Origin of the sequence: Cupriavidus sp. Agwp_2 (assembly GCF_040784895.1) — a bacterium.
In the GTDB taxonomy this organism is placed as follows: Bacteria; Pseudomonadota; Gammaproteobacteria; order Burkholderiales; family Burkholderiaceae; genus Cupriavidus.
This window is the reverse complement of the sequence record NZ_CP088084.1, coordinates 42,917-63,034: the sequence shown is the minus strand read 5'-3', so window position 1 is coordinate 63,034 and position 20,118 is coordinate 42,917. Positions and strand designations below refer to the sequence as shown.

Genomic DNA, 20,118 nt, shown 5'->3' with positions numbered 1-20,118 from the left:
GCAGGTTCGCTGCGCCGCCGCCCTTCTCGTTCCCTCACCCTCACTCCGAAGCAAGCAACCCGTAGCGCTGCACGCGGATGTGGTTGATCACGTCCTGCACGCCGAACACGCGCTCTGCAATGTCCTCGATGTCGTACTTGGTGTGACGGTCGTTGACCTTGCCTTCCAGCGTCACCACGCCCTCCTGCACGCGGACTTCGACATCGCTGACATCGAGTTCGTCATCCCGCGCCAGCCGGTTGCAGACCTCATCGTGGATGCGGTCGTCCTCACGACGGTAATTGCGCGGACCGGCGGGACGCCGCTGCGCGGGCGCGTCCCACTCGTCGTCACTGCCGCCATAGCCGCCGTAGCCGCCATCGCCACCATAGCCGCGGGCCTCGCGCTCAAGGCGCTCGTCTTGCCAGCGCCCGTAGCCGTAGCGCTCAGGCTCGCCGTAGCCGCCATGGCCGCGATAGCCGCCATAGCCGCCACCACGTTCATCGCGACCGCGGCTCGCACCCGCCGCACTGCTCCGCGACCACTCGTCTTCATAACGCGGATCGCCACGGCCGCCGGCGCTATGGCGCGGGTCGGCCGGACGGCGCCATTCCTCGACGTGACGCCCATACCAGCCTTCGTCGCCGCGTGCCACGTCCTCGGCCTGGTCGCGTGGCAGACGCTCGGCGGTATTGCCGTAGCGGCCGCCGCTCAGTTCTCGCTGGCGCCGGTTGCGCGACTGGGCGGGGATGCCGCTGTAGCCCTGGTCATTGCTGCCGTACTGCTGGTCGGGGCGCCTGCGCAGGTAGTTGTCGTCGCTATGTCTCATCGTCGTGCTCCTATGTGTCCCTATGCCTCAGTACGGATCTCCGCGCCCGCGGCGGCCGGCGGCGCTTCCGCCATCGGCACCTCGAAGCAGGCCAGCAGCGGCAGGTGGTCGGAGGCGACCCGCGCCAGCGGCGAGCGATGGCTGGCCACCGAGACCAGATGCGCGCGCGGCGATACCCAGATCCGGTCCAGCGCAAAAACCGGCATGCGCGAGGGGAACGTGGCGGTGTGGGGAGTGTGTTCGAAATACGCGTGCAGCCAGCGCAGCGGACGTCCCCACAAGAACCACTCGTTGACATCGCCCAGCAGGATGGTGGGCAACGGCGGCGCCGCGGCGATGTAATTGAGCAGTTGCTGCACCTGGTGACGCCGCTCGCCGGGGCGCAGCCCCAGGTGCGTGGCGATAACGCGCAACGCGCTGATGTGCCCCGACGCGGTACAGGCCAGCGTGACGTCGATCGCGCCACGTGCCTCGCAACCTTTCACCGTGAGGTCGATCTGGTTGACCGCCTGCGGCGCGAAGCGCGTCAGCAGGGCATTGCCGAAGTCCGCGTTGCCGCGCACGCGGGTAAAACCCGACACCACATGCATGCCGGTGTGCCCCGCCAGGTATTCAAGCGTGTGGTCATTGCTGCTGCCCGACTCGACTTCCTGCAGCGCGACGATATCCGCGCTGAGTTCTTCGAGCACCGCGGCGATCCGGTCGGGACGGTAGCGGCGGTCGGTACCGACTGCGCGATGGATGTTGTAGCTGGCCACCGTCATGCGCGCGAGCCCCGCGGTGCGCACGGGGCCGCAATGGAGTGCCTGGCTGGCATCCGGCACGCTGCACTGGCCGTCGGCCGCTTGCGCAGGATTTACAAGAGGCGGTAAGTCCGGTTGCATTCGCATTTTGCCGCGCCCTGCCGGGTGGAAAGGCCGTGGCCAGCGCGGCGGCAGGACGCCGCGCGCGGGCCAGGCGGCCATTGCGAGAATTGCCCTGTCAGGCGCTCGGGATCAGGCACCGTCCAGGAACTGGCTGCGCGGGCCAAGACGTCGGCCGAGGTCCGGGCTGACCCAGCGGGTGCCGCTGTCCATATACGGGTCAGGCGTGCGCTGAATGGGCGGGGTGGTCATGCCGGGCTGCGCCGGCACGGTAGAAGGCTGGGCTTCGGGCGCCGGCGCGAGGTCCTGCCGTGTAGCAGTGTTGGCGCCCTGCGTGTACGGGTCGAACTTGTCGGTGCTGCGTGCGCCCTGCGAATATGGGTCATAGGTGCCGCGCGGCGTGCCAGGCGTCATCTGCGCCATGGCGGGAATCGCAGCGGCGGCGAGGGCGACGGCGGCGAGGAGTCGGCTGGGTCGGATATGCTTCATGGTTACCTCCGTTCAGGACGCGATGTGCGCGCCAGTAACCATGAGCAAGCGAAAGGCGTGCCTGTACCTTATGGTCCAGGCTGCGCCCCGCGCTCGCGACGTGAGGCTCAGGCCATGCTGACCCTGTCCCGCGCGCCTGCCTGCGGCGTGCCGGCCTTGCCGCGCGCCAGCACCGGCACCAGCGCCGCGCCGGTATGGCTGGCCTGGATCCGCGCCAGCGACTCCGGATCGGCCGCGCCGACGATGGTGCCACCGCCCGCACCGCCTTCCGGCCCCAGGTCGATGATCCAGTCGGCCTCGGCGATCACGTCGAGGTCATGCTCGATCACCACCACGCTGTGGCCGCCGTCGGTGAGGCGGTGCAGCACGCGGATCAGCCGCGCCACGTCGGCCATGTGCAGGCCAACGGTAGGCTCGTCCAGCACATACAGCGTATGCGGCGCCTTCTGGCCGCGGCGCGTGACGTCGTCGCGCACCTTGCTCAGTTCGGTGACCAGCTTGATGCGCTGCGCCTCGCCGCCTGACAGCGTCGGCGACGGCTGGCCCAGCGTCAGGTACCCCAGCCCCACGTCCTTCATCAGCTGCAGCGGGTGCGCAATATTGGACATCGATGCAAAAAATTCCACTGCTTCGTCGATCTCCATGGTCAGCACGTCGCCGATGTTCTTGCCGCGCCAGGTGACCGCGAGCGTCTCGGGATTGAAGCGCTGGCCGTGGCAGACATCGCATGGCACCTTCACGTCCGGCAGGAAGCTCATGCCGATGGTGCGCACGCCCTGCCCTTCGCACGCGGGACAGCGGCCATCGCCGGTGTTGAACGAAAAGCGCGACGCGGCATAGCCGCGCGCACGCGCCTCGAGCGTATCGGCGAAGAGCCGTCGGATCGTGTCCCACACGCCGATATATGTGGCCGGGCATGAGCGCGGCGTCTTGCCGATCGGCGTCTGGTCGACTTCAAGCACGCGGTCGATCGATTCCCAGCCCGTGATGGCATCGCAGCCATACCAGTCGTGATCGACCTTGAGGGGCTTCTTCGCCGTCGACTTGCTCACCTTCGCCTCTTCCTTGGCCGCATTGCGCGCGCGGCGCGTGGCCGGCGACGACAACACCGAGCGGCCCACCGCATCGAGCAGGTTCGTCATCAGCACGTCGCGCGCCAGTGTCGACTTGCCCGAGCCCGACACGCCGGTGATTGCCACCAGCCGTGACAGCGGAATGCGCGCGGTCACGTGGCGCAGGTTGTGCAACGAGGCGCCGTGCACGGTCAGCCATTCGGACGGATCGGCCGGCTTTCCTGCTGCGCCCGGCTTCACGGGACGGCGCGCCTGCAGCGGATGGATGATCGGCTGCGCCAGGAACTGGCCGGTGGTGGAAGTCGGCGCCGCGGCAAGGTCGGCCACGCCGCCCTGCGCCACCAGCGTGCCGCCGCGCTTGCCCGCGCCGGGGCCGATGTCGATGATGTGGTCGGCGCGGCGGATGGTGTCCTCGTCATGCTCGACCACCACCAGCGTATTGCCCTTGTCGCCCAGCTTGCGCAGCGCATCGAGCAGGATCTGGTTGTCGCGCGGATGCAGGCCGATGGTGGGTTCGTCCAGCACGTAGCACACACCCTGCAGGTTGCTGCCAAGCTGCGCCGCCAGGCGGATGCGCTGGGCCTCGCCGCCGGACAGGCTCGGCGCGGCGCGGTCCAGGCTCAGGTAGCCCAGGCCCACTTCTTCCAGGAACTGCAGCCGGCTGCCGATTTCGCTGACCACGTCGCGTGCAATCTCGGCATCGCGGCCGGTCAGGCGCAGGCCGTCGACCCAGCGGCGGGTGTCGGACACGGTCCATTGCGCCACGTCGACGATGGCCTGCGTATCGAACGTGACCGCGCGCGCCACCGGGTTCAGGCGCGTGCCATGGCAGTCTGGGCACGGCGCTTCGCCCACGCCTTCGGGTTCCAGCTCTTCCGATGGCAGGCTCTGCTCGCGGCCGCGGTTGTCGTCGGCGAGCACGGTATCGTCGTACGCCGCGCGCTGCTCGCGCGTCAGCGCCAGGCCGGTGCCGACGCAGCTGCCGCACCAGCCGTGCTTGCTGTTGTAGGAGAACATGCGCGGGTCCAGCTCGGGATAGCTGGTGCCGCATTCGGGGCAGGCGCGCTTGGTCGAGAACACCTTGACCTCGCCCACGTGCGCGGTGCCGCCGTTGGTCATGGCATGGTCCAGCCCGTCGAGCGGCGCCAGCAGGTGCATCACGCCCTTGCCCGCTTCCAGGGCCTGCGCCAGCAGTGCACGCAGTTGCGGCTCGTTTTCAGGCGTGATGACCAGGTCGCCGACCGGCAGCTCGATGGTGTGCTCGCGGAAACGGTCCAGGCGCGGCCACGGATCGACCGGCAGGAACTCGCCATCGACGCGCAGATGCGTATTGCCGCGCGCCTTGGCCCATTTGGCCAGGTCGGTATAGACGCCCTTGCGGTTGACCACCAGCGGCGCCAGGAAGCCGACGTGCTGGCCGCGATGGTCGCGCAGCAACTGCGCGGCGATCGATTCCGGGCTCTGCGACGTCACCGGCGCGCCGTCATGCACGCAGTGCTGGATGCCCAGCTTGACGTAGAGCAGGCGCAGGAAGTGCCACACCTCGGAAGTGGTCGCCACCGTGCTCTTGCGGCCGCCGCGCGACAGGCGCTGCTCGATGGCGACGGTCGGCGGGATGCCGTAGACCGCATCCACCTCGGGCCGCCCCGCCGGCTGCACGATCGAGCGCGCATACGCGTTGAGCGATTCCAGGTAGCGGCGCTGGCCTTCGTGGAACAGGATGTCGAACGCCAGCGTCGACTTGCCCGAGCCGGACACGCCGGTGACCACGTTGAATTTGCCGTGCGGGATATCGACGTTGAGCGACTTCAGGTTGTGCTCGTGCGCGTTGACGATGCGCACCACGTCCTCGCCCTCGATCTCGCGGCGCGCGCGGCGGGCCTGCAATACCGCCTGCAGCGGCACGCCTTCGGCTTCGGCGCCGGCGGCACGTTCAGCGGCAAGCGTGCCGGCTTCGCCGAGCGCGGCGTCATAGTGGATCAGCGCCTGGCCGGTATGCGACGCGGCACAGCCCTTCACGTCTTCGGGCGTGCCGGTGCAAACCACGCGGCCGCCGGCATCGCCGCCTTCGGGTCCCAGGTCGATCAGCCAGTCCGCGGCGCGGATCACGTCGAGGTTGTGCTCGATCACGATCAGCGAATGGCCGCTGTCGAGCAGCTTGCCGAAGGCCAGCATCAGCTTGGCGATATCGTCGAAGTGCAAACCCGTGGTCGGTTCGTCGAACATGAACAGACGGCGCGGCAGCGTGCTGCCGCGGGTGCGCGACGGCGTGGCCTGCGCGGCTTCGGCCAGGAAGCCGGCCAGCTTCAGGCGCTGCGCCTCGCCGCCCGACAACGTGGGCACGGGCTGGCCCAGCTTCATGTATTCGAGGCCGACATCGACGATGGGCTGCAGCACCCGCAGCACCGCGGCATCGCTGGCGAAATAGGACGCCGCTTCGCTGACAGTCAACTCCAGCACGTCGGCGATGCTGAGCGCGCGCGGCGGCTGCCCGGCGATGGCGCGTTCGATCTTCACCTCCAGCACTTCGGGGCGATAGCGGGTGCCGTCGCAATCCGGGCAGCGCAGGTAGACGTCGCTCAGGAACTGCATCTCGACGTGCTCGAAGCCGGAACCGCCGCAGGTCGGGCAGCGCCCGTCGCCGGAGTTGAAGCTGAACGTGCCGGCGGTGTAGCTGCGCTGCAGCGCCATCGGCGCCTTGGCGAAGATCTTGCGGATCTCGTCGAACGCGCCGACATAGCTGGCCGGGTTGGAGCGCGCGGTCTTGCCGATCGGCGACTGGTCGACGAAGACGACGTCATCGACCAGGTCCGCGCCGGTCAGCTTGCGGTACGCACCCGGCGACTCCGTCGCCTTGCCGAAATGCCGCGCCATCGCCGGATGCAAGACATCCTGCAGCAGCGTGGACTTGCCCGAGCCCGACACGCCGGTCACGCACACCAGCCGCTGCAGCGGGATCTCGACGGTGACGTCCTGCAGGTTGTGCTCGGTCGCGCCTTCCAGCACGATGCGCGGCAGCTCGTCATCGACCGGTCGACGCTGCCAGTGCGAGGCGTCGGCCACGCGGCGGCGGCCGCCAAGGTAAGCACCGGTCAGCGTGTTGGCATTGCGGATATCGGACGGCGGGCCGTCGAAGATGATATTGCCGCCGCGTTCACCCGGGCCGGGGCCCATGTCGATCAGGCGGTCGGCGGCCAGCATCACCGACGGATCATGCTCGACCACTACCAGCGTGTTGCCAGCGTCGCGCAACCGGTGCATGGCCTCGACGATGCGGTTCAGGTCGCGCGGGTGCAGGCCGATGCTGGGCTCGTCCAGCACGAACAGCGTGTTGACCAGCGAGGTGCCCAGGGCGGTAGTCAGGTTGATGCGCTGCACTTCGCCGCCGGACAGCGTGCGGCTCTGGCGGTCCAGCGTCAGGTAGCCCAGGCCGACGTCGCAAAGATATTTGAGCCGCGTGCGCACTTCGGCCAGCAGCAGCTTGAGGGCATCGTCCAGCATCGCGCTGGGCAGCGTCAGTTCGTCAAAGAAGCGGCGGATGCGCTCGATCGGCAGCAGCATCAGGTCGTGCACCGTCAGGCCGGGCAGCGCTTCGAGTTGCGATCGGTCCCAGTCAACGCCGCGCGGCAGGAAACGGCGTTCGGCCGCGAGTACCGCGTCGGCATTGCCCTTCGATCCCAGGCGCCACAGCAACGACTCGGTCTTCAGGCGCGCGCCGCCGCAGGTTTCACACGGGGTATAGCTGCGGTACTTGGACAGCAGCACCCGGATGTGCATCTTGTAGGCCTTCGACTCCAGGTAGCTGAAGAACCGCATCACCCCGTACCACTGCTTGTTCCACTGACCGTTCCAGTCCGGCGAGCCATGGACGACCCAGTGGCGCTCGGCCTCGGTCATGTCGGCCCAGGGCGTGTCGCGCGGGATGCCAGCCTTGCCGGCGTAGCGCATCAGGTCGTCCTGGCACTCCTTCCATGCCGGGGTCTGCATCGGCTTGATCGCGCCTTCGCGCAGCGTCTTGCGCGCGTCCGGGATCACCAGCCCGAGGTCGACGCCGATCACGCGGCCGAAGCCGCGGCAGGTTTCGCAGGCGCCGTACGCGGAGTTAAAGGAGAACAGCGCGGGCTGCGGATCGGCGTAGCGCAGGTCGCTGTCGGGGCTATGCAGGCCGGTGGAGAAGCGCCACACCGGGCCGTCGTCGCCATCGGCCAGCACGTAGATGTTGACACGTCCGCCGCCACGCTTGAGCGAGGCTTCGATCGCCTCCACCACGCGCACTTTCTCGGTATTGCCGATGCGGAAGCGATCGGCGACCACGTCGAGCAGCTTGCGCGCGCCCGTCGGCGACTGCACCACGCGCTGCGCCTGCACGCGCGTGTAGCCGCTGACAGACAGCCATTGCTGGACCTCTTCGTCGGTGGTGGATTCGGGCAGCTCGACCGGGAACGTCACCACCAGCCGTGCATCGTGGTGCGGCTGGCCCGCGGCCGTGCGCGCCAGCAGCCCGGCGTAGATCGTCTCCGGCGTGTCGTGGCGCACCGGCTGCGCGGTCTGCTTGTCGAACAGCTCCGCCGCGCGCGCATACAGCAGCTTCAGGTGGTCGTTCAGCTCCGTCATCGTGCCGACGGTCGAACGCGAGCTGCGCACCGGGTTGGTCTGGTCGATGGCAATCGCCGGCGGCACGCCGTCGACCCGCTCCACCTGCGGGCGGTCCATCCGGTCCAGGAACTGGCGCGCGTAGGCGCTGAAGGTCTCGACGTAGCGGCGCTGGCCCTCGGCATAGAGCGTGTCGAATACCAGGCTGGACTTGCCCGAGCCGGACGGCCCGGTGACCACGGTCATCTCGCCGGGGCGCAGGTCGAGGTCGACATCCTTGAGGTTGTGCTGGCGGGCGCCGCGAATGCGAATCAGCTGCTTGCTCGACACGATTTTTTCTTTCGGATCAATGCGTTAAGGGAGGGACAGGCGTGGACGGAGGGAGGCTATCGGCCAGGCGGGCCTGGAGCAGACCACCATAGCACAGGGCCCGGGGGCAGGCCTGTGAAGGTGTAGTCCATACACTGTACATCCATACAGTGTAACAGTTCGGAAAGGGGACGCGCTATTTCGGGGGAGATGCGCGCTCGTGGATGAATTTGCAGGTGACCTACAACCTGAAGGTCGCACAACGGGATCTGGGCGAGCGCATCGCGGCCGAAGTGGTCCCGCGTGAGGGCGCCGACCAGGAAATCCCCGAAAGCTAGGAGAACGGATTGCCGGCGCGGCGCAGGCATCGTGCCGCCCCGGCAGTCCACTGCCGCGACAGCGTATCCGCCAGCGCCCGGAAACGCGGTGCCGGCCGACTCCGGCAGGAATCATGTGAGGAAAAAGCCCGTCGCGCTTCGTCCTGACGGGCCCGTGGGGAGCCGGGAAGTCACCCGGCAAGCCGCCTGGCCGGCAGTCGTCAGTCGAGCAGGTGTCCCATGCGCGTGCGCTTGGTCGCCAGGTATTTCTCGTTCTCGGCATTGGACGGCACGATGTGCCGCAGCTGCTCGTTGACCCTGATGCCGGCCTTTTCCAGCGCGGCGGCCTTGAGCGGGTTATTGCTCATCAGCCGCACCGACGTGACGCCCCACTGGTGCAGCAGGTCGGCCGCAAAGGCATAGTTGCGCGCGTCGATGGCCTGGCCCAGCGCCAGGTTGGCGTCGACCGTATCGAGCCCCCCGTCCTGCAGGCGGTAGGCGCGGATCTTCTCGGCCAGGCCGATGCCGCGGCCTTCGTGGCCACGCAGGTACAGCAGGATGCCGCGGCCCTCGGCCGCGATCTTTTCCATGGCCAGTTCCAGTTGCGGGCCGCAGTCGCAGCGGCAGGAACCGAAGACATCTCCGGTCAGGCATTCGGAGTGCATGCGGATCAGGACGTCGTCGCCCGCCACCTCGCCCACGCTGAGGGCCAGGTGTTCAATACCTGAGTGAGCGCCCTTGAAGGCGTGTGCCGTGAAGTCACCAAATCGCGTCGGCAGGCGTGCCGAATCGATCAGCTCAATTTCTGTGTCATTCATACCGGAATTCTTTTCAATGGGCACGGGGCGGCCCGGCACCGGCGACATTATGAGCGGAATTGCGCGTTCGCGCTTGATTCGGGCATGGAATGCACCGTTGCGGGTCGTCGGCATATTCCTACAGCAGGGCGCGCGACCGACTTATGCAACCGCTTCACAATGGTCTCTAGACTTGTTTACAGAGACGGAAGCCGGGCACCGGCCGCAACCTGGCGGGCATCCGGCATCACATCTTCAGGAGTTCGCCATGACCCGGAATCCACTGATTGGGGAAGAAGCCAGCACCAGGATTGCCGCGCTGTTCGACACCAAGTCAGCAGCGAACAGCGCCGCCGAGCGGGTGTGCTACGAGGCGCACCTGAAGCGTGGCCAGCTCCGGCTGGTGCATCCTTACGATGCACACTTCGGGCGCAAGCTCGAGCCCGACAACGACGGCATCGTGCGCACGGCAGTGCGTTCGCACCTGATGCTGGGCGCGCTCGGCGCCGTGATCGGCCTCGCGGTGATCGGCATCCTGCACCGGCAGGAGGTAGATGCCGTAATCCAGAACCCGGGCCCGGCGGCCGGCGCGGCGATTTTCATTGGCATCGTGCTTGGCATGCTGCTGGCCGGCCTGGCTACCGCCCGTCCCGACCATCAACTGGTCATCACACCCGTGCGCGACGCTGTGCAGCACGGCCGCTGGGCGCTGCTGGTCCACCCCACCTCCTCCCAGCAATGCGACGATGCGATGCGCGCGCTGCGCAACTCCACGGCCGAAGTGATGCGGACGGCGTAGCCATCTGCTGCGCCGGCTGGCGGCTCAGGGTTCGACCGAGGGCTCGCGCTTCAGCGTGCGCAGCACGAAGGTCGAGCGGCTGTGGCGCAGCCCGGGCAGCTTGTACAGCTTGTGGCGCAGGAACTCCTCATAGCCTTGCGTCCCGGCAACGGCGACCTTGATCAGGTAGTCATAGTCCCCGGTCAGCAGGTAGGCCTCCATCACTTCAGGCAGCTCGGCCAGCGCCTGGCCGAAGCGGTACAGCATGTCGTCGTCGTGCCGCTCCAGGGTGACCTCGATCAGGACCGTGTCCGGCAATCCCAAGGCTTTCTGGTTCAGGAGCGCCGCATAGCCTTCGATGACCCCGCCTTCCTCGAGCGCGCGCACCCGGTTCCAGCAAGGCGTGGCGGACAGGCCGACCTGCTCGGCCAGCTTCGCATTGGACAGCCGGCCGTCGCGGCGGAGTTCGCGCAGGATGCGCCGGTCGGTGTCGTCGAGCTTGGGAGGTTGCACCATGGCTACGCTTTTTATCGAAAGAATATTCCGAGAATTCTGCCATATGCAGATGTTTCTTTTTCATATCCCAGGATATTGGAGAAAAGAAAGAAGCTCATTTTGCAGTCCGGCTGGTAAATTAACCTCATCAGATAATCTGCCGGAATCGCCACATGCCAGCCACTGTCCTTCCCACCCTGCGCCTTTCCCTGCAACTCGACAGCACCGACCCGTTCGGCGCGATGGAGTGGGTGTTTGCCAGCGCCCGCCGCACCGGACTGGCACCTGAACAGTTGCGCTTCGACTCGCCCCGCTTTCACACGGCGAGTAAGCCGGTGCTCCATGCAACCTTGACCGCGGCCGATGCCAGCCTGCTGTGGCTGTTCCTGCGCCGGCTGGAGAGCGGCATCGACATGGCCGTGCTGGGCGCGGACGTCGACGACCCGGACAGCGAAGCGCAATGCGGGTCACCTGCCGCGCCGCGCGCCGCCACCCCACAGGTGAGCAGCGACGCCGGATTGGCGCTGCCGGCCTAGCCGCCTGCGCTAGGCCGGCAGCAGTTCAATGCCGTCGAGCTGCGCCGCGCACGTGTCACGCACGATCGCGACAAAATCCGCCACGTAAGGCCGGCGCGCCAGCGGCGCCGGAACCGTCGCATAGAGCTCGCTCCACAGCCCCCTGGCGCCGATCCGCTTGGCCAGCACGTAGTCGTGGTCGACGTAGTTCTTCACGCCCCAGTTGGGCAATGCCGCCACGCCGCGCCGGCTCGCCACCAGTTGCAGCACAGCCACCGTCAGTTCCGCCGTGCGCCGCTGCAGCCGGATGCCGGCGGGTTCCAGCACCTCGCGGATCAGGTCGATGCGCTGCTCCGGCACCGGGTAGGTGATTAGCGTCTCGCCGGCCAGGTCGGCGGCGTCGATGCGCCGCTTGTTGCGCAGCCGGTGTTCGTTGGCGATGACCGCCAGGATCTCGAAGCGGAACAGCGGCGCGACGTCGAGCCCGCGCCGCACCGCCGGCTGCGAGCCGATCACCATGTCGGCGCGGCCTTCGCTGAGCAGCGAGATCGGGTCGGCATGGAAGCCCGCCACCAGGTCCACCTCCACCTCGGGCCAACGGCGGCGGAATTCGTCCATCACCGGCATCAGCCAGTCAAAGCAGGTATGGCACTCCAGCACCACGCGCAGTTCGCCGCGGGTGTCGCCCTTGAGCCGTTCGATATCGCGCTCGGCCGCGCTGACCGCGGCCAGCACCTCCCGCGCCAGTGCCAGCAGGCGTTCGCCCGCCGGCGTGAAACGCAGCCCCTGCCGGGTCCGGTCGAACAGCGGCAGGCCGTAGTGCGCCTCGATCGCCTTGATCTGGTGTGACAGCGCCGACTGGCTGACATGCACGCGCTCGGCCGCGGTGGCGAGCTTGCCGGATTCGGCAATCGCAACCAGCGAGCGGAAATGGCGGACTTCGATCATGCGCAGGCCAGGGCGCGGGACCGCCCTCTTGTTGTATGAAATATATTCATATGTTGTTTAAAACTTGTCGCTTGATTCATTTTATGGGGAAACCGACACTGTGCGCCAGTCATCTTCCGGAGCAAGTTCCCCATGGCACGCACCCATATCCTCGGCTTTCCCCGCATCGGCGAACGCCGCGAACTGAAATTCGCGCAGGAGTCCTTCTGGCGCGGTGAAAGCAGCGAAGCCACGCTGCGCGAGGTGGCCGCGCAACTGCGCCGCCGGCACTGGCAACTGCAGGCCGAGCGCGGCCTGGACACCGTCGCCACCGGCGACTTCGCCTATTACGACCAGATGCTCAGCCTGACCGCGCTGCTGGGCGCACTGCCGCGCCGGTTCGGCTTCGATCCCGCGCAGCTGACGCTGACGCAGTATTTCGAACTGGCGCGCGGCAACCGCGAGCAGCCGGCAATGGAAATGACCAAGTGGTTCGACACCAACTACCACTACCTGGTCCCCGAGCTGGATGCCGACACCACCTTCGACGGCGGCCCGGCCTGGTTCTTCGAGGAAACCGACGAAGCGCTGGCGCAGGGCTTGCGCGCGCGCCCGGTGCTGGTGGGCCCGGTCACCTACCTGTGGCTGTCCAAGAGCCACGTGGCCGGCTTCGACCGCCTCTCGCTGCTGCCGAAGCTGGTGCAGGCCTACCGCCGCATCCTCGGCCAGCTGAAGGCGCGTGGCATCGAGTGGGTGCAGATCGACGAACCCGCGCTGTGCCTGGACCTGGAGCCCGCGTGGCTCGATGCCTTCGACAGCGCCTACGACGGCCTGCGCGACGCTGGCCCGAAGCTGCTGCTGGCGACGTACTTCGACACCGCCGCCGACCACGCCGCGCGCGCCGCCGTGCTGCCGGTCGACGGCTTCCACATCGACCTGGTGCGCGCTCCGGCCCAGCTGGCCGCATGGCAGGCCGCACTGCCGGCGCATGCCGTGCTGTCCGCCGGCGTCATCGACGGCCGCAATATCTGGCGCACCGACCTGCGCCGCGTGCTCGACACGCTGCGCCCCGTGCAGGCGGCGCTCGGCGATCGCCTGTGGCTGGCCCCGTCATGCTCGCTGCTGCATGTGCCGGTGTCGCTGGCGCATGAAGTGCGCCTCGATGCCGAGCTGAAGTCGTGGCTGGCCTTCGCCACCGAGAAGCTCGGCGAACTGCAGCTGCTGGCACGCGCGCTCAACGAAGGCGACGCCGCCGTCGCGCAGCTGGCCGCGTCCGACGCCGTGCAGGCCTCGCGCCGGCAATCGCGCCGCGTGGTCAACCCGCGCGTGCAGCAGCGCCTGGCCGGCGTGAGCGCCGACATGGCCCGCCGCGCCAGCCCGTTCGCACAACGCATCGAGCGCCAGCGCGAGGCGCTGCAGCTGCCGCTGCTGCCGACCACCACCATCGGCTCGTTCCCCCAGACCGCGGCCATTCGCCAGACCCGTGCGGCCTTCAAGCGCGGCGACATCGGCGCGCTGGAGTACCTGGAGCGCATCCGCGCCGAAATCGCGCTGGCCGTGCGCAAGCAGGAAGAACTGGGCCTGGACGTGCTGGTCCACGGCGAGGCCGAGCGCAACGACATGGTCGAGTATTTCGGCGAGCAGCTGTGCGGCTACGGCTTTACCGAGAACGGCTGGGTGCAGAGCTATGGCTCGCGCTGCGTCAAGCCGCCGGTGATCTACGGCGATGTGTACCGGCCGGAGCCGATGACGGTGGACACCACCCGCTACGCGCAGTCGCTGACCGAGCGGCCGATGAAGGGCATGCTCACCGGCCCGATCACCATGCTGCAATGGTCGTTCGTGCGCGACGACCAGCCGCGCGCAACCACCGCACGCCAGCTTGCACTGGCCATCCGCGACGAGGTGTGCGACCTGGAACACGCCGGCATCCGCGTGATCCAGATCGACGAACCCGCGCTGCGCGAAGGCCTGCCGCTGCGCCGCGGCGACTGGGACGCGTACCTGGACTGGGCGGTCACCGCTTTCCGCCTGTCGGCCAGCGGTGTCAAGGACCAGACCCAGATCCACACGCATATGTGCTACGCCGAGTTCAACGACATCCTGCCGTCGATCGCTGCACTGGACGCCGACGTGATCACCATCGAGACTTCGCGCTCGGCGATGGAACTGCTGGAAGGCTTTGGCGACTTCGACTACCCCAACGAGATCGGGCCCGGCGTCTACGACATCCACTCGCCGCGCGTGCCGTCGGTGCAGGCGATGGAGCGGCTGCTCGACCGTGCCTGCGAGGTGGTGCCGCCGCAGCGCCTGTGGGTCAATCCGGACTGCGGCCTGAAGACGCGCGGCTGGGAAGAAACCGAGACGGCGCTGGCCAACATGGTCAGTGCGGCGCGCGCGCTGCGCGAGCGCTGGTCCAGCCCCGGCACGATGGCGTGGAAGCGGGTCGGCAAGCCGGCCGGCCACGTCGGCGCGACGCCTGCCGGCGGCACCGCCTGCACCGCCTGCGCGACGCACGCGCACTGAGCGACCCCGCACCTCGCGCAGTCAAACAAGAAAGGCCGCATGCCCACGGGCATGCGGCCCTTTTTTGCGTACTGACAAAGTTGGAGATCTTGTTCCCACTCCCACAAACGGCAGTGGGAGCGAGATACTCGCCTGTTTCAGTTCACCCGCATCACCGCCGGCGGCATCCAGCTGCCATCGAGCAGCGCCTGCTCCGGCCAGTACGCGCGCAACATCATGTTCAGGCCGTCGGGCGGAGCCGGCAGCCAGTTGGCGGCCCTGGCGCCTGCCGGGCGTTCGTGCTGGATATAGATGTCGAGCGAGCCGTCGCGGTTGTAGCGCAGGCGGTCGCGGCTGCTGAGGGCGTAGCGCTGCATCGGGTTAGGGATGAAGGCCTGCCGGTCGTTGTAGAGCGTCAGCGACCAGAATGCGCGTGCCGGCGGCAGCTGGCCCTTGTCGAAATGCAGCACATAGCGCGCCCCGCCCTGCAACGGCGTGCCGTTGGCATCGGTGCGTGCCGACGCGTAGATCGCATCTTCCGGGAGGTTGGCGCCCAGCCCCACCCACGCGGTCACCGCGCGGCGGGCATAGTTGGTGCCATAGTTGCCGAGATCGCGGTGCATGACCCAGCCGTTGCCGGCATCGGCATTACCCTTGCGCGCGCCCTGCACGATCGCCGCCAGCGCCGCGGTCGCGCCTTCCTGCACCGCGCGCGCGGTCGTCGGTTCCAACACCGTGGTCTTGAACGGCACGCCAGGGTGGATGCCCATGCGCCGCAGCTTCTCCACCATGGCGCTGTCGCCCGGCGCCGGCGGATTGGCCGGCAGCAGCGCGGCGAAGCGCGTGAAGAAGGCCTGCGCGTCCATCGCCGCGACCTGCTCCACCGGCGAACTCTGCGTGTCGACCGCAGCGGCGCGCGGCGCGGGGCGCTCGGGCACGCGGCGGCCGCCACCCCAGGCGGACAGCGGCGTCAGCCGGTACTGGTCCTGCAGCCGGTGCACCGCCGGATAATCCTGCTTGCCGTTGGCCTGGGTGCGCCCGATCAGCCAGACCATCGAAGTCGGCGAGCGGATCTCCTGCACGCCCTTGGGCAGCGTACCGCGCCAGTCGGGGCCGGTGATGGCGAAAATGCCGCGACGGGTGCCGGTGGTGCGCTTGCCCGGCGAGGCAAACACATTGGTCCACGCATCCATCAGCGGCATCAGGTAAAAGCGCCCTTGCGTGTCGGGCACGGACAGGATCACCGGCTCGCGCGACAGGTCCAGCCATGCCGACGAAGACAGCGTGTCGGCGTTAGGGCTGACCACATCGGTGAAGCTGGCGTCCGGGAACGTGCGCTTGTGGGTGAAGGTGTTGACCGGCGTGCGCAGCGTCATCAGCTCGCGCGTCACGTCCATCAGCACCAGCGGATAGGCATAGGTGAACACCTCGGCCGACAGGGCCTTCATGGTCTGGTCGGACGGTGGCTGTTCAATGGCGGCGGCGGCCTGGATGGCGGACGAATCCGGCGCGCTGGCGCAGCCGGAAAGCATGACTGCGAGCGTGACCGCGCTCGCCATAAGGCGAAATGAAGGCTTCATGACCCCGTTCCCGTTTCTCGCGACTTTTCCCGGGTTGCGGCTATGACTGCCGACATGTCGTCCGGGAGACGCATCTGTTTGCTTCCGCATCTTGTCCCTCCCCCTGCGCCGTGTCAATTACTCGCGCGTAGGGGAGCGCGGGCAAGCACACGCAAGGCGGAGCGCGCGGAAAATCGTGCATGATAATGCACGTATCGAGCACGATGGAAGCACAAGGTGTCCGCTGCGCGCAACGGGAAAGCACCCGTGGCGGGGATCGCCGTGGCCGCTGGACCGTTTGGCCAAGGCCATGGAGCCCGGAATGACTGCGCGGGCCAGCTCAATACCGCATCTGCACATCGTCGACCTTGCCCGTGCGCGCGTTGTACAGGCAGGCATAGTGGAAGCTGATCGCCGACGAACTGTCGTCAGGCTCGAACACGCCTTCGCCATTGACCGAGGTCTGCGCGTTGGGGCGCTGGTAGTACTGCTCGCGGTCGGCCATCAGCATGACGCTGCCTGGCTGCGGATAGCGACGCTTGAGCGCTTCGGCGACGGCCGGCTCGCAGGCGCCCGAGGCCGCCCTGGACACGGTCTGCGAATCCACCGTGATGCGCGTGGTGGCGGGCGCGACCGGACGCGGCGCGGTCTGCGGCGGCGTTTCGCAGGCGGCCAGCAGGCACGCCAGCGGCAGGCACAGGATTGAAGCTCGGTTCACGCGGACCTCCTCGCAGCGGGAGCGCGCACCTTCGCGCCCTCCCAAAAAGTGAAGCGGAGCTATCAGATTAATGCCTTCGGGCAGAAAAGCCAAAGCCGGGCGGGCCCCGGCGGCGCCCGCTGCATCCGGATTTGCCCGCGATTGCGAATCTTTCAACGCGGCTACACTATCGGCTCCCGGCGCCGGCGCGCAGCGCGCGGCGCCGCAAGACATCACGATGCCGACACAATGACAACCACAGAGACAAGCGGCGCACGCCCTGCCACCACCGCCATCCCCGCGCCTTTGCTGCGCAATGCCGCCAGCCTGCTGGTCGTGCGCGACGCGCCCGCCGGCATGGAAGTCCTGCTGGTCCGCCGCGTCGAGCGCGCCAACGACCGCAGCAGCGGCGCCTACGTGTTTCCCGGCGGCACGCTAGACGCGCTGCAAGACAAGGCGCTGCATGCGCATGCCCAGGGCCTTGACGACATTGTCGCGAGCGAGCGCCTGGGCCTGCCGGCCGGCGGCCTGGACTTCTACGTCGCCGCGGTGCGCGAATGCTTCGAAGAAGCCGGCGTGCTGCTTGCCTATGGCAGCGACGGACGCCCGCTGTCGCCCGATGCCCTCGACGCCGGACAGCAGGCGCTGCTGCGCGCCGCCGTGCAGCGCGGCGGGCCCGGGCTGGCGCATGCGTGCGAGCAGTTGGGACTGAGGCTGGCAACTGACCGGCTCGCCTACCACAGTTACTGGCTCACGCCACCGGGCCTGCCCAAGCGCTTCGATACGCGCTTCTTCGTCGCCATCGCGCCGGAAGGCCAGGAGGTGGTCGCCGACGGCGCCGAGATTGTCGAACACCGCTGGATCCGCCCCGCCGAAGCCGCCGATCCGGCCAGCGGGCTGACGCTGATGCATGTCACGCGCCGGACGCTGGCGGCAATCGCGCAATTCGAGAACGCCGAGGCCTGCTTCGCCTATGCCGCCCAGTTGCGCGGCATCGCCTGCATCATGCCGCGGCTGGCCACGGGCGCGGCCGGCGTACGGCCGGTGATGCCCAACGAGCCATGCTATGCCGAGATCGGCCGCATCGATCCCGAGGGCAAGCACCATGGCCGTTACGAACTGTGCCCCGGCTTGCCGGTGCAGCTGTCCGAGCGCGTCTGGCGCGTCACCGCGAACAACGGCAGCGTGATGACCGGCCCCGGCACCAACACCTACCTGATCGGCGGCGGCGCGCGCAACGAATGGGCCGTGATCGATCCCGGCCCCGATGACGGCGAACATGTGCGCGCCATCCTGGCCGCGGCGCCGGGTCCGATCCGCTGGATTTTCGCCACGCACACGCACCTCGACCATTCGCCCGCGGCCGCCGCGCTGCAGGCTGCCACCGGCGCCGTCGTACTTGGCCGTGGCGCGCCCGCCGGGCAGTGGCAGGACGCCAGCTTCGCACCGCAGCGCGAACTCGCGCACGGCGAGCGCATCGCCATCGGCGACCACTGCACGCTGCGCGTCTGCCATACGCCGGGCCACGCGTCGAACCACCTGTGCTACCTGCTTGAAGAAGAGAAGACCCTGTTCACCGGCGACCACGTGATGCAGGGCTCGACAGTCGTGATCGGGCCGCCCGACGGCGACATGCGCGCCTACCTCGATTCTCTCGCTGCCTTGCAGGAAGAAGACCTGGAATGGCTCGCGCCCGGGCACGGCTTCCTGATCGCGCGTCCGCAGGACGCGATCCGCCTGCTGGTCCGCCACCGCTTGCAACGTGAAGCCAAGGTCGCGGCCGCGCTGCGAGAACTGGGGCCCGCGCCAATCGAAGCGCTGGTGCTGCGCGTCTATGACGACGTGCCGCCGCGCATGCATCCGGTCGCGCAGCGCTCGCTGCTGGCGCACCTGCTCAAGCTGCGTGACGAAGGCAAGGCACGCGAGGCGGACGGTGCCTGGGCTGAAGTGACGGCATAAGAGACGGCATAAGAGGATGGCGCATTGCCCGCAGCGGGCATAAAAGTTTTTTCGCGAACCCCTTGCGCAATCCCGAAATTCCGCTACAATTCGGCCTCTCGTGTGCGGCTGTAGCTCAGTTGGATAGAGTACTTGGCTACGAACCAAGGGGTCGTGGGTTCGAATCCTGCCAGCCGCGCCACCTATGCAGAAAGGAAAAGGGCTTCCGGAAACGGAAGCCCTTTTTTCATGGCGCCTCTGTTCATGGCGCCTCTGCGCGAAGGACGCGCACCACCCGGTGCGCAAGCGCTCGCCGCCACTCTGAAACTACCAACGGTACCTGGCACCAACCGTACCGCCCGGATTACGCCCCGCCCTCACCTTGAACCACAGCTTCACGCCGGTCGCCGTGTTGCCGTGCGCGCCGATATTGAACGAGAACAGCCCGCGCAGCAGGTCGGCATCGATCTTCGTGCCGTTGATGTTGATGCTTTGCTTGCGGCTGTCCTGCCACCAGTCGGCTTCAACGAACGGATAGATGCCGGCCAGCCGCGTCGGCTGCGCGCCATAGAGCCGTACGCCGATGCCGGTGGCGCTGGAATCGCCGGGCATGCCCTGCGCCTGCACGCCGCTGACCGGTGACATGCCGGGCTGGTACGCCAGCTGCAGCCGCGACTGGATCGTCAGGCCGCCGGCGCGCGGCACCACTGCATCGACAGCCAGCGCCATGGTGCGCACGCGCCCGTCGACAAAGCCGCCGGCGCTGGTGACATCGTCCATGTGCATCGTCAAGCGGCGCGGGCGATCGACCATGGCGACGAGGTCGCGGTCCACGGCGGCGAGGCCCGGCGCATCGTCATCCGGCCCCGCTCCCATCGCAAGCGGCAATGACGACGAAGGCTGCTGCGGCGCCCGTGTCGCGTACTCGATGGTGACCGGTTCGGGGGTACTACTGAAGAATGCAGGGGCGCTGGCCGGTATGTCGGCGCCGGCCACCAGCGTCTCGGGCGTTCCGGGCATCTCGGACGCCCCGGCGAGCGGCGCTGGCATGCCCTGCGCCTGCAGCGGCTGGTCCCAGCCGGAGACGCCGTGGCTGTCGGCAATCCTTTCGGGAACCGCATCATCCGCGTGGGCCAGCGCACACATCAGCACGGCCAGGATGCTGCAGCATTGCAGGTGGTGCAGGATCGGACCCGGATGCGCGGCACACGGGTGCCAACCGGGGCAAGACCCCGCCTCCCTCTCTCTCGATGATGACAAGACCATAGTCATGGCAACCACCTTCGGACGTTATATCTGCTTGCCCGATGAGCTTGAGCATAGGTCAATCCAACCGCTTGCGTAAGCGGGGAATGTTCGTGAGCGCGCGGTGACAATGGCGCGCACGGCCGGCACGGCAGACAGCCAATGCGCGCCGGCGCAGGCGGCCGGGATCAAATCGCAGCGGGATTGCGC

Annotated in this window: 14 protein-coding genes and 1 tRNA gene; 5 read left to right on the top strand and 10 right to left on the bottom strand. The window is 67.9% G+C overall.

The genetic code is table 11. From position 1 onward, the window contains the following. Positions 1 to 40 precede the first annotated feature (40 nt). The 5 genes from LPA45_RS18125 to ribA form a co-directional block, all read right to left on the bottom strand. Positions 41 to 808 (bottom strand): BON domain-containing protein, encoded by a 768-nt coding sequence (locus tag LPA45_RS18125; protein WP_317921648.1) that lies wholly within the window; start codon positions 806 to 808, stop codon positions 41 to 43. 20 nt (positions 809 to 828) lie between these two features. Then, positions 829 to 1,698: an endonuclease/exonuclease/phosphatase family protein gene (locus LPA45_RS18120; protein ID WP_367395085.1), complete on the bottom strand. Its 870-nt coding sequence runs from the start codon at positions 1,696 to 1,698 to the stop codon at positions 829 to 831. Positions 1,699 to 1,803: 105 nt separating this feature from the next. Beyond that, on the bottom strand, positions 1,804 to 2,160 hold the full coding sequence (locus LPA45_RS18115) for an endonuclease (RefSeq protein ID WP_116321467.1): 357 nt from the start codon (positions 2,158 to 2,160) through the stop codon (positions 1,804 to 1,806). A gap of 107 nt (positions 2,161 to 2,267) precedes the next feature. Then, positions 2,268 to 8,156: an excinuclease ABC subunit UvrA gene (gene uvrA / locus LPA45_RS18110; RefSeq protein ID WP_367395084.1), complete on the bottom strand. Its 5,889-nt coding sequence runs from the start codon at positions 8,154 to 8,156 to the stop codon at positions 2,268 to 2,270. A gap of 517 nt (positions 8,157 to 8,673) precedes the next feature. Next, complete coding sequence (gene ribA / locus LPA45_RS18105; protein WP_116321501.1) at positions 8,674 to 9,270, bottom strand: GTP cyclohydrolase II; 597 nt, start codon at positions 9,268 to 9,270, stop codon at positions 8,674 to 8,676. A gap of 247 nt (positions 9,271 to 9,517) precedes the next feature. Between ribA and LPA45_RS18100 the strand changes: the two genes are divergently transcribed. Next, positions 9,518 to 10,048, top strand: coding sequence for a riboflavin biosynthesis protein RibA (locus LPA45_RS18100; RefSeq protein WP_367395083.1), 531 nt, complete (start codon positions 9,518 to 9,520; stop codon positions 10,046 to 10,048). Between the two features lie 24 nt (positions 10,049 to 10,072). Here LPA45_RS18100 and LPA45_RS18095 read toward each other — a convergent pair whose 3' ends face one another. Beyond that, positions 10,073 to 10,543 carry an Lrp/AsnC family transcriptional regulator gene (locus tag LPA45_RS18095; protein WP_116321470.1) on the bottom strand — a complete coding sequence of 157 codons (471 nt, stop codon included), beginning with the start codon at positions 10,541 to 10,543 and terminating at the stop codon, positions 10,073 to 10,075. 152 nt (positions 10,544 to 10,695) lie between these two features. On the opposite strand from LPA45_RS18095, the gene LPA45_RS18090 reads away from it, so the two are divergent. Further along, positions 10,696 to 11,058, top strand: coding sequence for an AsnC family transcriptional regulator (locus tag LPA45_RS18090; RefSeq protein WP_367395082.1), 363 nt, complete (start codon positions 10,696 to 10,698; stop codon positions 11,056 to 11,058). A gap of 9 nt (positions 11,059 to 11,067) precedes the next feature. Here LPA45_RS18090 and LPA45_RS18085 read toward each other — a convergent pair whose 3' ends face one another. Then, entirely contained in the window at positions 11,068 to 11,985 is a 918-nt protein-coding gene (locus LPA45_RS18085; RefSeq protein WP_367395081.1) for a LysR family transcriptional regulator, read from the bottom strand. A gap of 132 nt (positions 11,986 to 12,117) precedes the next feature. Between LPA45_RS18085 and metE the strand changes: the two genes are divergently transcribed. After that, positions 12,118 to 14,490, top strand: a complete 2,373-nt coding sequence (metE, locus tag LPA45_RS18080; protein ID WP_317922359.1) for a 5-methyltetrahydropteroyltriglutamate--homocysteine S-methyltransferase — start codon at positions 12,118 to 12,120, stop codon at positions 14,488 to 14,490. A gap of 137 nt (positions 14,491 to 14,627) precedes the next feature. Here the strand turns inward: metE and LPA45_RS18075 are convergent, their stop codons facing one another. Both LPA45_RS18075 and LPA45_RS18070 read right to left on the bottom strand, forming a co-directional pair. Continuing rightward, positions 14,628 to 16,049 carry a DUF1254 domain-containing protein gene (locus tag LPA45_RS18075; protein ID WP_317922361.1) on the bottom strand — a complete coding sequence of 474 codons (1,422 nt, stop codon included), beginning with the start codon at positions 16,047 to 16,049 and terminating at the stop codon, positions 14,628 to 14,630. Positions 16,050 to 16,368: 319 nt separating this feature from the next. Beyond that, positions 16,369 to 16,746 carry a short-chain fatty acid transporter gene (locus tag LPA45_RS18070; protein ID WP_317922362.1) on the bottom strand — a complete coding sequence of 126 codons (378 nt, stop codon included), beginning with the start codon at positions 16,744 to 16,746 and terminating at the stop codon, positions 16,369 to 16,371. 228 nt (positions 16,747 to 16,974) lie between these two features. Here LPA45_RS18070 and LPA45_RS18065 point away from each other — a divergent pair, with 228 nt between their 5' ends. Further along, a complete protein-coding gene (locus tag LPA45_RS18065; protein ID WP_116321476.1) occupies positions 16,975 to 18,684 on the top strand; it encodes an MBL fold metallo-hydrolase in 1,710 nt (569 codons plus the stop codon). Between the two features lie 104 nt (positions 18,685 to 18,788). Continuing rightward, positions 18,789 to 18,865, top strand: a tRNA-Arg gene (locus LPA45_RS18060). Positions 18,866 to 18,990: 125 nt separating this feature from the next. Here LPA45_RS18060 and LPA45_RS18055 read toward each other — a convergent pair. Further along, the gene (locus LPA45_RS18055) at positions 18,991 to 19,935 is read right to left on the bottom strand and encodes a hydrolase (RefSeq protein ID WP_317922364.1); all 945 of its coding nucleotides are present in this window, start codon (positions 19,933 to 19,935) and stop codon (positions 18,991 to 18,993) included. Positions 19,936 to 20,118: the final 183 nt, after the last annotated feature.